We start from the raw sequence: 13,004 nt of genomic DNA on the forward strand, positions 1-13,004 counted from the left end.
GGAGATCATAGGGAGCGTGGCGGCGGGAGCGGCAGTGCGGGGCCCGCTTCGCGCGACGGGCTCGGGCCCTCGGTGGAGGGCCCGAGGGCTGCTCAGAAGCGCTCGCGCTTCCAGGTGGTGCTGCATTTGGTCTCGTCGTTCATGCGCACCGATTCCCCGCTTCCCTTGTCTTCCAGGCACCCCCCTTCCGGGATGGCGAGGATCTCGTCGGCGGAGGTGAACACCCACCGCTGGGGCCGCTCCGCCGGGTCGCCGGCGCAGGTCTGGAGGGTGACATAGCCCTCTTCCTCCCGGCCCAGGCACAGGTCGGTCTCGTCGTGCACGATCCGCTGGAACCCGCCCTTGACCCGGAGCACCTGCCAGGACTGGGCCGGGGTCTGGTGGCAAGGCCGCCACGTCATCACGACGGTGCCCACCTGGGGGGAGCGTGTCGCGTCGAGGCAGTTCCCGTAGCTGCTGCGGATCTCGTACCGGTCCGGCCGCTGGTACGGCGTGCCCCCGCCGGCCGAGGCCGCGGGGTGCCCGACGCACAGCAGTGCCGCCACGGCGAGGGCGGCGACCGCCACCTCACGCCCGCGTGGCATGCGGACCACCTCCTCGTACGCGGTCGAAGCCCCAGGTGCTGCCGCGGTTCGCCATCCCGACGACCGGTCCGGCCCCGCCGTCGTCCAGCAGGTACTCGCCGTGCTGGCGGGACCTGAGCTGGTGCGGGTTGGTCTCGTGGCTGCCGGGGAGGTGCTTGAAGTCCTGCGCGCCGCGCCGGACGGGCGGTGTGTCCTCACCACAGGGCCGCAGGGTGAATTCGGACGCTCCCACCTCTCCGCCGGAGCGGGTGACGCACAGCTTCGGCCACACCGCCGAGACGATGATGTCGTGACCGCGGATGCCGCCGGGGGCGCGCATCCACAGCTGGGTGCCCTCCCGGTGACAGCGCCGGGTGACGACCACCCGCTCTGCCTGTTCGTCGGGTGACACGTCCAGGCAGCGACCCGTCTCGGCGGCTCTGATCGCGTACATGGGCGAGGGAGGCGGGTCCTGCCCGGCCGCGGTGGCGGTCGGCAGGCCCGTGAGTACGGCGCTGAGCAGCCCTCCCGCTACTCCGCTGACAGTTCTCCAAGTGCCGCGCATATGGCCGGCTCCGTACAATTCATCGTCGCTCCAGGAGATTGGAATGAGGAAAAGAAAAGGGTGGCGGGCCCGCTGCCCGGGGTGCGCACTAACCGGGCAGCGAGCGAGGCGCAACAAGGTGAACAAATATCGCGGGCTAGACGATCTTCTTGAAGTCCCACCGGTTTCCGGAGCTGGCCACGCCGGAAATGGGGACGTTGTGGCCGTTGTCCTTCAAATATTCACCGTGCCGCCGGTTGCGGATCTGCCCGACGTTGGCGTCGCCCTGGGGGAGGTGCCGGAAGTCCTGGGCGCCCTTCCGGTTCTCCTCGGTGTCCTCGTCGCACTTCTGCAGGGTGTACACGCCCGAACCGGCGCTTCCGCTGGTGCGGGTGACGCACAGAGAGGGGACGTCGTAGAGGTAGTACTGCTCGTGGCCCACGGCGCCGCCCTGTCCGCGGCCCCACAGCTGGGCGGAGGACTCGTGGCACGGGTTCCAGGTGACGACGGCGACGCCTTCCTTGGGGGAGGGCGTCGCGTCGAGGCACCTGCCGTTGTCGGACTTGATCTCCCACTTGGCCGCCGGCGCCGAGGGCGGCGGGTCGTCGTCGGCGTGCGCCGTCGTCGCCGCGGTGCCGAAGAACACGGCCGTGACGGCCGTAAAGGCCAGCGTGGCCTTCCATGCGTGCTTCATTCTTTTGTCTCCATCGATAAAGTCAGCGCAAATAATTCACGGGTGTAATATTGCGTGCAGGGTGTCGCGTCGGAATGCTGCCGCACCTCGCACGGGAGGGATATCCGCTCTCCTCCAAGAACGTGCATGCCCAGGCATTTCCTGGGTTATTCGACGGTGCGCCGAATTAATTATTTCGAAAGTTTACGCACCCGTTCGGTCCGACCTGGCGGTGTGCCCGAACAAAAATCGTGAAATCCGATCCGTGGTACGACTTTCATACGCCGCGAGGTGCGCGGAGAGCCGTACTCCGGGGGCCCGCCGCGCCGAAGTGGCAAGCTGGCCCCATGCGTTCGCTACTGTGCGCGGCCGGTGCCGCGGGGATTCTGCTGTTCGCGGCGGCCGGGCCGGCGGTGGCGGCCGGCGACGGCCCGGACGCCGACGGGTTCACGATCGGGGACGCGCGGATCACCGAGTCCAGCGGCCTGGCGGCCAGCCGGGCGCACCCCGGCGTGTACTGGACCCACAACGACAGCGACGACGGCCCGTACGTCTACGCCGTCGACGGGCGCACCGGCCGCACCGTCGCGACGGTCACCCTGCGCGGCATCGGCGACCCGCGCGACGTGGAGGCGATCTCGGTCGGCCCGGACGGCAACGTCTACGTCGGCGACATCGGCGACAACTACGGCGGCAGCTGGAAGAACGTGTGGATCTACCGCTTCCCCGAGCCGCAGCGGCTGCGCGACCAGGCCGTCACCGCGACCCAGTTCACCGTCACGTACGACGAGGGGCCGCGGGACGCGGAGGCGCTGATGGTGCACCCCAAGACCGGGCGCGTGTACATCGCCAGCAAGAAGAAGAGCGGTGGCGCCGCCCTGTACGCAGGGCCCGAGCGGCTGGCGGCGCGCGGCCCGAACGTCTTCCGCCGGGTCGCCGCCATCGACCAGTGGGTGACCGACGGGGCGTTCTCGCCGGACGGTACGCGGCTGGTGCTGCGCGGGTACTTCGGCGCGCAGATGTACCGGTGGGAGGGGGGCCGGCCCAAGCCGGCCGGGAGTGTGGGCGTGCCGTTCCAGATGCAGGGGGAGTCGGTCTGCTTCACTCCCGACGGGCGGACGCTGCTGTTCGGGTCCGAGGGCAAGGGCAGCCAGGTGCAGCCGGTGGGCCTGAGCGGCGACCAGTTGCCGGAGTCGGCGGCGAAGGGGGACGACGGGAAGGGCGGCGGCGAGGGCAAGGGCGACGGCGCGGGAGCGAGCGGGAACGGGCAGGGGGACGACGCAGGAAAGAACCGCAACGTCCTGCTGGCGGCGGCGACGTTCGGGGCGGCCACGGTGCTGGTGTTGCTGCTGCGACGGGTCTTCCGCCGCCGGTGACGCCCCGGCGGCCGCCTCAGGCGCCGTGCGCCTCGATGTGGGCCGCGAAGCCGTCGAGCAGACGGCCCAGGCCCAGTTCGAACAGCGCGTCGCCTTCGTCGCAGTCGTCGTCGAACGCGAACGTGTCCTCGGAGAGCTGGGCGAGGTACGGGTAGCGGCCGCTCTCCATCGCCTGGACCAGGAAGGGGCCCTGGATCTTCCACCACTCCTCGTCGGTGATGCCGGTGCGCTTCTCGGCCATGGCGGAGTTCAGCCGGGTGCGTGCCGCGCCCGCGACATAGCCCTCCACGATCGTCAGCAGCCGGATCTTCTCCGGGTCGGGCAGGGCGGCGCCGGACAGTCCGCGGACGGTGTTCTCCAGCAGGTGCACCGAGTTGGGCCCCGGGAGCGGGCGCGTCTGGTCGACCTGGAGCAGCCAGGGGTGCCGGTGGTGGAGCTGCCAGGCGCGGCGCGCGACGTACTCCAGGACGGCCCGCCAGCCGGCCTCGGGCCCGGGGATGTCGTCGGCGCCGAACGCGGCGATCTTGTCGAGCATCAGGTCCAGCAGCTCGCCCTTGCCCGGGACGTAGCGGTAGAGCGACATCGTGCCGACGCCCAGCTCGGTGGCGACCCGGCGCATCGACACCGCGCCGATCCCCTCGGCGTCGGCGGCCGCCACCGCGGCGGTGACGATCCGGTCGAGGGTCAGGCCGGGCTTGGGGCCGCGGGTGGGGCGTTCGCCGGTGCCCCAGAGCAGCTCCATGCTGCGTGCCGCGTCGCCGCTGCCACTGTGTTCTGTCGTCATGGTGCCGTCAGTCTATGCCGCGGCGCGAAAACTGGGTACGCCGTACGCGGTCATCGGGTACGGTGGACCGCGTTACTGGGTACGGCGTACCCGATTTCGGGGTGCGCGGAGAACGGGGAGGACGGGGCAGCACATGAACACAACCGACCTGGCGGTGCTCGCGGAGGGGCTGACCAAGCGGTACGGGGACAAACGCGCGCTCGACGGCTTCGACCTCGCCGTACGGCGCGGCACCGTCCAGGGCCTGCTGGGCCCCAACGGCGCGGGCAAGACCACCGCCGTACGGATTCTGGCGACGCTGCTGCGGCTGGACGGCGGGCGGGCGGCGGTCGCCGGGCACGACGTGGTGCGCGATCCGCACGCCGTCCGCGCGCGGATCGGCCTCGCCGGCCAGTACGCCGCCGTCGACGAGATCCTGACCGGCCGCCAGAACCTGGAGATGTTCGGCCGGCTGTTCCACCTGGACAGGCGCCGGTCGCGGGCCCGCGCCCAGGAGCTGCTGGACCGCTTCGGGCTGGCCGACGCGGCGGACAAGCAGGTCAGCGCGTACAGCGGCGGTATGCGGCGGCGCCTGGACCTGGCGTCGAGCGTGCTGCTCGCACCCGAGGTGCTCTTCCTGGACGAGCCGACCACCGGACTCGACCCCCGCAGCCGCAACGAGGTCTGGGAGGCCGTGCGGGATCTCGTCGCGGGCGGTACGACCGTCCTGCTGACCACGCAGTACCTCGACGAGGCCGATCAGCTCGCCGACCGGATCGCCGTCATCGACCACGGCCGCACCATCGCGGACGACACCCCGGACGGGCTCAAGCAGGGCATCGGCGGCGACCGCGTCCAGGTGGTGCTGCGCGAGGCCGCCGAGCTGCCGCGCGCCGCGCGGATCGTGGCGCGGGTGGCGGCGGACGGCGCCGAGCCGGACACGGACGAGGCGGAACGCCGGGTCGGCGCGCCCGTCACGGACGGCGTGGCGGCGCTGACCGAGGTGGCGCGGGCGCTCCAGGACGCGGGCGTCGGCGTGGCCGACATCGGGCTGCGGCGGCCGACGCTGGACGAGGTCTTCCTGCGGCTGACGTACGGGATGGGGGCGGCGGCATGAGCGCGCACACCCCCGCGGCCCGCAGCCACCCGGGGCGGCGCCTGTACTGGGCCCTGGCCGACTGCCGGACCATCGTCCGCCGCGACCCCACCCACCTCGCCAAGCAGCCCGCCAACGTCGCCTGGCAGCTGGGTTTCCCGGTCGTCTCCGTCCTCCTCTTCGTCTACGTCTTCGGCAGCGCGATGGACGTCGGCGGGGAGGGCGACTACCGCGACTACGCCATGCCCGGGATCTTCGCCATGACGATGGCCTTCGGCTTCATGAACACCGCGATGCTGGTCGCGGTCGACAAGGACCGCGGGGTGACCGACCGCTTCCGCTCGATGCCGATGGCCCGGTCGGCGGTGGTCGGCGGGCGGGGCGTCTCGGACGTGCTGAGCGCGGCGCTCGACCTCGCCGTACTGGCGCTGATCGCCGTCGTCGTCGGCTGGCGCTCCGGCAGCGGCCCGCTCGCCACCCTGGCCGCCTTCGGCCTGCTCCTGCTGCTGCGCTTCGCCCTGATCTGGGCCGGGGTGCTGCTGGGCCTGCTGGTGCCCAACCAGGAGGCGGCGGGCGGGCTGTTCGCGGTGGCCTTCCCGTTCGGCATGGTCTCCAGCGTCTTCACGCCGCCGTCGATGATGCCGGACTGGCTGGGCGCGGTCGCGATGTGGAACCCGGTCTCCTCGACGGCGAACGCGGTACGCGAACTGTTCGGGCAGCCGGGCACGAGCGGCGGCAGCTGGATCGAGGAGCACGCCCTGCCGATGGCGGTGGTCTGGCCGCTCGTGCTGACCGCGGTCTTCCTGCCGCTGGCGGTACGCCGCTTCCAGCGCCTCAGCCGCTGACCGCGCCGGGCCCCGGCGGGAACTGCCCGCCGGGGCCCGGTCGCGTCGGGAACGCGGCCGCTACAGCTTGCCGATCACATAGTCGACGCAGGCGGTCAGCGCCTCCACGTCGGCCGGGTCGATCGCCGGGAACATCGCCACCCGCAGCTGGTTGCGGCCCAGCTTGCGGTACGGCTCGGTGTCGACGATGCCGTTGGCGCGCAGCGCCTTGGCGACGGCGGCCGCGTCGATCCCCTCGTCGAAGTCGATGGTGCCGATGACCTGGGAACGCTTGGCCGGGTCGGTGACGAACGGCGTCGCGTACGCGGCCTTCTCGGCCCAGCCGTACAGCGCCTTCGAGGAGGCCGCGGTGCGGCTCACGGCCCAGTCCAGGCCGCCCTGGCCGTTGATCCACTCCAGCTGCTCGTTGAGCAGGAAGAGGGTGGACAGGGCCGGGGTGTTGTACGTCTGGTTCTTCAGCGAGTTGTCGATCGCGGTCGGCAGCGAGAAGAACTCCGGGATGTGCCGCCCCGAGGCGTGGACGCTGCGGGCGCGTTCCAGGGCCGCGGGGGAGAAGACGCCGATCCACAGGCCGCCGTCGGAGGCGAAGGACTTCTGCGGCGCGAAGTAGTAGACGTCGGTCTGCGCGATGTCCACCGGCAGGCCGCCGGCGCCCGAGGTGGCGTCGACCAGCACCAGGGAGCCGGCGTCGGCGCCCGCCACGCGCTCGATGGGCGCGGCGACACCGGTGGAGGTCTCGTTGTGGGTGAAGGCGTAGACGTCCACGCCCTCCTCGGCCTTCGGGTCCGGGTGGCTGCCCGGTTCGGCGGCGACGAGCGTCGGCTCCGCCAGCCACGGAGCCAGCTTGGCGGCCTTGGCGAACTTCGAGGAGAACTCGCCGAAGGTCAGGTGCTGGGACTTGTGCTCGATCAGGCCGTGGGTCGCGATGTCCCAGAAGGCGGTGGAGCCGCCGTTGCCGAGGACGACCTCGTAGCCCTCGGGCAGCTGGAAGAGCGTGCGTACGCCGTCGCGGACCTTGCCGACCAGGTTCTTGACCGGAGCCTGGCGGTGGGACGTACCGAGCAGAGAACTTCCGGTGGCGGCGAGGGCGTCGAGCGCCTCCGTACGCACCTTGGAGGGGCCCGCGCCGAAGCGACCGTCGGCGGGCTTGATGTCAGCGGGAATCTGGATATCAGCCACGGGCGAAGCGTAATCCGTCACGGGGCCGGGTCCGGACCTCGGTCCACCGGATGAGACGGATCGGACACCGCCCACTCACCGTCGTCGTCCTCCGGCGGCCGGGTCAGCGCGGGCCCGACGATGCGGGCGAAGAGGTCCAGCCGCGAGCGCAGCACCCGGTCGGCCCGGAACAGCTGCGGGCGCTGCCGGCGGTCCGCGACGAGATACCAGGTCCCGGCCTTGGCGACGAGTCCGTACGTGCCCTGCACAAGGAAGTACGGGCGGTGCCGGCGCCGTGGGCGGTGGGCCGCAGCGTCAACTTCCTGTTCGGCGATCACGGTGACAGGGCGGCCGGCGCGTACGAGGAGGCGGTGTACCGGCGGCTGGCCGACGCCAAGGAGGCGTGGGACCCGGCGCGAACGTGTTCCGGGCGTAGCGCGCGGGGGAGCGGGCCCGGCAGAGCGGGCAGGCTGGGTGCATGGCTGATCGTACGGAGACACGCGAGACGCAGGAGCTGGCGCGGGAGTTGGCGGAGGCGGTGCGCGGCGAGGTGTCGGCCGCCGCCGGGGACCGGGCGCTGGCGACCATGGACGCGTCCAACTACCGCCGGGTGCCGCGGGCGGTGGTCGCGCCACGGGACGCCGAGGACGTCGCCGCCGTCCTGCGGGTCTGCCGCGAGCGCGGCGTGCCGGTGGTGCCGCGGGGCGGCGGTACCAGCATCGCGGGGCAGGCCACCGGCGTGGGCGTGGTCGTGGACTGCACCCGGCACCTGCGGCGGATCGTGTCGCTGGACGCCGAGTCGGGTACGGCCGTGGTGCAGCCGGGCGTGGTGCTGGACGACCTGCGGGCGGCGGCCGGCGCGCACGGCCTGACCTTCGGTCCCGACCCGTCCACGCACAGCCGCTGCACCCTCGGCGGCATGATCGGCAACAATTCCTGCGGCTCGCACTCGGTGGCGTGGGGCACCACCGCCGACAGCGTGCGCGAGCTGGAGGTGCTGACGTACGGGGGCGAGCGGCTGCGGGCCGGGCGCGGCACGGCGGCCCTGGACGCGCTCCCGCCCCGGCTGCGGGACGGCGTGCGGGGCCTGGTCGACGGCGACTTGGCGCTGCTGCGGACCGGCTACCCCGAACTCCCGCGCCGCATCTCCGGCTACGCGCTGGACGCCCTGCTCCCCGAGCGGGGCACCGATCTCGCGCGTGCCCTCACCGGCAGCGAGGGCACGCTCGGCGTGCTGGCCGAGGCCACCGTCGCGCTGGTCAGGCCGCCCGCGGCCAAGGCCCTGGCGGTGCTCGGGTACGCGGACGAGAGCGCGGCGGCCGAGGCCGCCCACACGCTGCTGCCGTACCGGCCGCTGACCGTCGAAGGCATGGCGGCCGACCTGGTGGGCAGCGCGGCGGGCCTGCCCAAGGGCGGGGCCTGGCTGTTCGTCGAAATGGGCGGCGAGACCGCGGCGGAGGCGCTGGCGCGGGCCGAGGAGCTGTGCCGGGGCGCCGGCACGGTGACGACCGACCACACCGTCGTCACCGACCCGGCGCGGCAGCGCGCCCTGTGGCGGGTGCGCGAGGACGCGTCCGGCACCGCCACCCGGATGCCCGACGGCTCCGAGGCGTGGCCCGGCTGGGAGGACTGCGCCGTGCCGCCCGCGCGCCTGGGCCCCTACCTGCGCGACTTCCGCGCCCTGCTGGCCCAGCACGGCCTGCGCGGCACGCCCTACGGGCACTTCGGCGACGGCTGCATCCACGTCCGCATCGACTTCGACCTGCTGACCGCGCCCGGTATCCGCCGGTTCCGGGAGTTCTCCGGAGACCTGGCGGAGCTGGTCGTGGCGCACGGCGGCTCGCTCTCCGGCGAGCACGGCGACGGGCAGGCGCGCGCCGAACTGCTGCCGAAGATGTACGGCCCCGAGCTGGTCGGCCTCTTCGAACGCTTCAAGGACCTGTGGGACCCGGCGGGCGGCCTGAACCCGGGCATGCTCGTCCGCCCGGACCGGATGGACGACAACCTGCGCTTCGCGCCGCTGCCGAAGCACCCGGTGGACGTGGAGTTCGGCTACCCGCACGACGGCGGCGACTTCTCGGCGGCCGTACGGCGCTGCGTAGGCGTCGCCAAGTGCCGCACCACCGCGCCCGGCCCCTCGGCCGTCATGTGCCCGTCCTACCGCGCCACCGGCGAGGAACGGCACTCCACCAGGGGCCGCGCCCGGCTGCTGCACGAGATGCTGGCGGGCGAGGTGGTCACCGACGGCTGGCGGTCCGAGGAGGTGCGGGACGCGCTGGACCTGTGCCTGTCGTGCAAGGGCTGCCGCAGCGACTGCCCGGTGGGCGTCGACATGGCCACGTACAAGGCCGAGTTCCTGCACCACCACTACGCGGGCAGGCTGCGGCCCGCCGCGCACTACTCGATGGGACGGCTGCCGCGCTGGCTGCGCGCGGCGGCCCCGGTCGCGCCGCTGCTCAACGCCCTGGCGCGGACGCCGCTGGCCGGGGCGGGCAAGCGGCTCGGCGGCATCGCGCCGCAGCGGGCGATCCCGGAACTGGCGGCCGAGCCGTTCGTACGGTGGTGGGCGAAGCGGGCGCCCGCGAGGACCGGGGAAGGCCCGGCGGTGCTGTTGTGGCCCGACACCTTCACCAACTACCTCGCGCCCGAGGTGGGCCGGGCCGCCGTACGGGTGCTGGAGGACGCCGGGCTCTCCGTACGCCTGCCCGCGCCCGGCCGCCGCCGTACGCCCCTGTGCTGCGGCCTGACCTGGGTGTCGACCGGCCAGCTCGACCAGGCGCGCACGGTCATGCGCCGTACGGTGGACGCGCTCGAACCACTTCTCGCGGACGGCACGCCGCTGGCCGTCCTCGAACCGAGCTGCGCGGCGGCCCTGCGCACCGACCTGCCCGAGCTGCTGTCCGACGACCCGCGCGCGGCACGGCTGGCCGCGTCCGTACGCACCTTCGCGCAGACCCTGGAGGAGCGGGCGCCCGCCTGGGAACCGCCGCGCCTCGACCGCCCGGCCGTCGGCCAGACCCACTGCCACCAGCACGCCGTCCTCGGCGAGGCCGCCGAACGTCGCCTGCGTGCGCGGGCCGGGCTGGCGGGCGGGCTGAGCGGCGGCTGCTGCGGCCTGGCCGGCAACTTCGGCTTCGAGCGCGGCCACTACGACGTGTCCGTGGCCTGCGCGGAAGAACAGCTCCTGCCGTCCGTACGCGAAGCAGCACCCGGCACGGAAGTGCTCGCGGACGGCTTCTCCTGCCGCACCCAGATCGCCCAACTGACAGACCGGCGCGCCCGCCACCTGGCAGAGGTGCTGGCGGCGGGGCTGCCGCCGCGGGAATGACGGTGCGGAGTGCCCTGTTCCGGCCCGGTGCCCGCCCGGCATCCCGCCTGATGAGAATCACATTTCACGGCCCGGGAGGCGGGCCGTAGCGTGGGCGTGTGAACGAGTCGCGCCACGAGTCCAGCAGCCTGCCGCCCGTACCCCCGGTCCCGGAACCGGGGCCGGTCGCCGAACCGGTCCCCGCCTCCGAGGAGGTGCGCGCCGCCGGGCGGGACGCGGCGGCGAGCGGCCGCCTGGTCTCCGTGGCGCTGGTGATCGGCGGCATCATCTCGCTCCAGTTCGGCGCCTCGGTCGCGGTGCTGCTCTTCCCGCGGGCCGGTGCGCTCGGCGTGGTCACCCTCCGCCTGGTCGTCGCCGCGCTCGTCCTTATGATCGCCTGCCGTCCCAGGATGCGCGGTTACGGCCGGGGCGACTGGGCCACGATCGTCGCTTTCGGTGTCGCCCTGGCCGGCATGAACTCGCTGTTCTACGAGGCGATCGACCGCATCCCGCTGGGCGCCGCCGTCACCCTGGAGTTCATGGGCCCGCTGATCCTGTCGGTGGTCACCTCGCGGCGGGCGCTGAGCCTGCTGTGGGCGGCGCTCGCGCTGGGCGGTGTGGCCCTGCTCGGGCGCGAGGGCTTCGACGGGCTGGACCCGCTCGGCGCCGGGCTCGCGCTGGCGGCGGGCGGGCTGTGGGCCGCGTACATCCTGCTGTCGTCGCGTACGGGGCAGCGCTTCCCGCAGGCGGACGGGCTGGCCCTGGCGATGTCGGTGGCGGCGCTGCTGAGCCTGCCGCTGGGCATCACCAGCGCGGGCACGGCCCTGCTGGATCCGGTCACGATCGGGCTGGGCGCCGCCGTCGCGCTGCTGTCCTCGGTCACGCCGTACACCCTCGAACTGCTCGCCCTGCGCAAGCTCCCGGCCTCCGGCTTCGCCGTGATGATGAGCCTGGAGCCGGCCGCGGCGGCGACCGCGGGCTTCCTGGTCCTGCACCAGGCGCTCGGCTGGGCCGAGGTGGCGGCGATCGGGCTGGTGGTCCTGGCGAGCGTCGGCGCGGTACGGAGCGCGGGCCGGTCCGGGACGGGCTGAACCGGGGGCCGCACGCGCGAGAGCCCCCCACCGGAGTGCGGTGCGGGGTTCTCGGCCCGGAGTGCCGCGGCCGTTACGGGTCCGTGGGCTCCGGGGAGCGGAGAGCGATGGCTCCGGCGGGGCAGAGGCCGGCGGCCATCCGGGCGGCGGCCCGGTGCCCGGGGGCCGGCGCGGGGGCCAGGAGCACGACCAGACCTTCGTCGTCGTCCTGGTCGAAGACCCCGGGGGCCGTCAGGGCGCACATGCCGGCGCCGACGCAGCGGTCACGGTCGACGCCGAGACGCAGGGGCTCTTGCGGATCGCTCACGGGGCTACTCCTTGTCCCAGGTGACGGGCAGGCTGACGACGCCGTAGATGTTGGCGCGTTCGCGCAGCGGCACCTCCTGCGGCGGCACCGCGAGGCGCAGGGTGGGGAAGCGGGCGAAGAGCGCCGGGAACGCGACGGTCATCTCGACGCGGGCGAGCTGCTGGCCCAGGCACTGGTGGGCGCCGTGGCCGAAGGCCAGGTGGCCGGTGGCCTTGCGGTGGATGTCGAGCCGGTCGGGGTCGGGGAACTTGTGCGGGTCGCGGTCGGCGGCCTGGACGGACACGGTCACCGTCTCACCGGCCTTGATCAACTGGCCTTCGACCTCGACGTCTTCGAGAGCGGAGCGCAGGATGGGGTCGGCCACGCTGAGGTAGCGCAGCAGCTCCTCGACGGTCTGCTCCGCGAGGTCCGGGTCGGCGCGCAGGGCGGCCAGCTGGTCGGGGTTGCTCAGCAGGGCGAAGGTGCCGAGGCCGAGCATGTTCGCGGTGGTGTCGAGTCCGGCGGCCAGGAGCACCCCGCCGACGCCGATCAGCTCTTCCTCCGTGAGGCCGGAGGTGGTCAGGTCGCTCAGCAGGTCGTCGGTGGGCTCGGCGCGCTTGGCGGCCACGAGTTCGCCCATGAACGCGCCGACGGCCGCGTACGCCTCGCCCCTGGCCTCCGCCTCCGCGGTCTGGTCGAAGAGGGTCGCCACGTGCCCTTGGAAGCGGTCCCGGTCGGCGTACGGCACGCCGAGCAGTTCGCAGATCATGAGCGCGGGCACCGGCCGCGCGAACGCCTCCACCAGGTCGGCGGTGGGCCCGGCCTGCTCCATGGCGTCCAGGCACTCGTGCGTGAACTGCTCGACGCGTTCGGAGAGCTGCCGCATCCTGCGGACCGTGAACTTGCCGGTGAGCAGCCGCCGGAAGCGGGTGTGCTCGGGGGCGTCGAGGCCGAGGAAGTCGCCGACCGGCGCCGGCGGTATCTCCGTCAGCCCCTCCATGCCCGGCATCGGTATCGGCAGGTGCAGGAATTCGTAGCGTGCGCTGAACCGCGGGTCGGACAGGACCTTGCGGGCCGCGGCGTGCCCGGTGGCCAGCCAGCCCAGGTGGCCGTCGGTGTAGCGCAGGCGGCGTATCGGCCGGTCGCTCAGCGCGGTGAGCCCGGCGGGCGGGTCGAAGGGGCAGCCGGTGTGCCGGTCGGTGGGCAGGGTGGGCGGCTCCTCGGCGCGGGTGTCGTCGGTGGTGGTGCCGGGGGTCGTCGGGTCGTACGACATGGGTTCCTCCTGCGGTCGACGAGCTGGGT

13 protein-coding genes are annotated in these 13,004 nt (G+C 73.2%); 5 read left to right on the forward strand and 8 right to left on the reverse strand.

Translation table 11 applies throughout. The annotated features are described in order from the left end of the window. Positions 1-92 precede the first annotated feature (92 nt). The 3 genes from ACH4OW_RS15185 to ACH4OW_RS15195 all read right to left on the reverse strand — a co-directional run bounded on the left by ACH4OW_RS15185 (position 93) and on the right by ACH4OW_RS15195 (position 1,801). A complete protein-coding gene (locus ACH4OW_RS15185) occupies positions 93-584 on the reverse strand; it encodes a ricin-type beta-trefoil lectin domain protein (RefSeq protein WP_398027918.1) in 492 nt (163 codons plus the stop codon). Further along, on the reverse strand, positions 568-1,128 hold the full coding sequence (locus ACH4OW_RS15190; protein ID WP_398027920.1) for a hypothetical protein: 561 nt from the start codon (positions 1,126-1,128) through the stop codon (positions 568-570). The genes ACH4OW_RS15185 and ACH4OW_RS15190 overlap by 17 nt, the downstream gene beginning before the upstream one ends. Before the next feature lie 136 nt (positions 1,129-1,264). Continuing rightward, positions 1,265-1,801: a hypothetical protein gene (locus ACH4OW_RS15195; protein ID WP_398027922.1), complete on the reverse strand. Its 537-nt coding sequence runs from the start codon at positions 1,799-1,801 to the stop codon at positions 1,265-1,267. A gap of 326 nt (positions 1,802-2,127) precedes the next feature. Between ACH4OW_RS15195 and ACH4OW_RS15200 the strand changes: the two genes are divergently transcribed. Continuing rightward, positions 2,128-3,156 carry a hypothetical protein gene (locus ACH4OW_RS15200; RefSeq protein WP_398027924.1) on the forward strand — a complete coding sequence of 343 codons (1,029 nt, stop codon included), beginning with the start codon at positions 2,128-2,130 and terminating at the stop codon, positions 3,154-3,156. A gap of 16 nt (positions 3,157-3,172) precedes the next feature. Here ACH4OW_RS15200 and ACH4OW_RS15205 read toward each other — a convergent pair whose 3' ends face one another. Next, positions 3,173-3,940 (reverse strand): TetR/AcrR family transcriptional regulator, encoded by a 768-nt coding sequence (locus tag ACH4OW_RS15205; protein ID WP_398027926.1) that lies wholly within the window; start codon positions 3,938-3,940, stop codon positions 3,173-3,175. A 133-nt stretch (positions 3,941-4,073) separates the two neighbouring features. On the opposite strand from ACH4OW_RS15205, the gene ACH4OW_RS15210 reads away from it, so the two are divergent. Continuing rightward, a complete protein-coding gene (locus ACH4OW_RS15210; RefSeq protein WP_398027928.1) occupies positions 4,074-5,036 on the forward strand; it encodes an ATP-binding cassette domain-containing protein in 963 nt (320 codons plus the stop codon). Next, positions 5,033-5,860 (forward strand): ABC transporter permease, encoded by an 828-nt coding sequence (locus ACH4OW_RS15215; protein WP_398027930.1) that lies wholly within the window; start codon positions 5,033-5,035, stop codon positions 5,858-5,860. Before ACH4OW_RS15210 ends, ACH4OW_RS15215 begins: the two co-directional genes overlap by 4 nt. A 60-nt stretch (positions 5,861-5,920) precedes the next feature. On the opposite strand, the gene serC is transcribed toward ACH4OW_RS15215, so the two are convergent. Further along, positions 5,921-7,039 (reverse strand): phosphoserine transaminase, encoded by a 1,119-nt coding sequence (gene serC / locus ACH4OW_RS15220; RefSeq protein ID WP_398027932.1) that lies wholly within the window; start codon positions 7,037-7,039, stop codon positions 5,921-5,923. A 17-nt stretch (positions 7,040-7,056) separates the two neighbouring features. Beyond that, the gene (locus tag ACH4OW_RS15225) at positions 7,057-7,356 is read right to left on the reverse strand and encodes a WYL domain-containing protein (protein ID WP_398027934.1); all 300 of its coding nucleotides are present in this window, start codon (positions 7,354-7,356) and stop codon (positions 7,057-7,059) included. Positions 7,357-7,496: 140 nt separating this feature from the next. Between ACH4OW_RS15225 and ACH4OW_RS15230 the strand changes: the two genes are divergently transcribed. Together ACH4OW_RS15230 and ACH4OW_RS15235 are read left to right on the forward strand one after the other, a co-directional pair. Then, a complete protein-coding gene (locus tag ACH4OW_RS15230; RefSeq protein ID WP_398027936.1) occupies positions 7,497-10,346 on the forward strand; it encodes an FAD-binding and (Fe-S)-binding domain-containing protein in 2,850 nt (949 codons plus the stop codon). A gap of 98 nt (positions 10,347-10,444) precedes the next feature. Further along, complete coding sequence (locus ACH4OW_RS15235) at positions 10,445-11,416, forward strand: EamA family transporter (RefSeq protein ID WP_398027938.1); 972 nt, start codon at positions 10,445-10,447, stop codon at positions 11,414-11,416. 73 nt (positions 11,417-11,489) lie between these two features. On the opposite strand, the gene ACH4OW_RS15240 is transcribed toward ACH4OW_RS15235, so the two are convergent. Beyond that, the gene (locus ACH4OW_RS15240) at positions 11,490-11,723 is read right to left on the reverse strand and encodes a ferredoxin (protein ID WP_360125851.1); all 234 of its coding nucleotides are present in this window, start codon (positions 11,721-11,723) and stop codon (positions 11,490-11,492) included. Between the two features lie 4 nt (positions 11,724-11,727). Further along, a complete protein-coding gene (locus ACH4OW_RS15245) occupies positions 11,728-12,975 on the reverse strand; it encodes a cytochrome P450 (RefSeq protein ID WP_398027940.1) in 1,248 nt (415 codons plus the stop codon). Positions 12,976-13,004: the final 29 nt, after the last annotated feature.

Origin of the sequence: Streptomyces sp. NPDC017056, from assembly GCF_044332485.1 — a bacterium.
Lineage (GTDB): Bacteria > Actinomycetota > Actinomycetes > Streptomycetales > Streptomycetaceae > Streptomyces.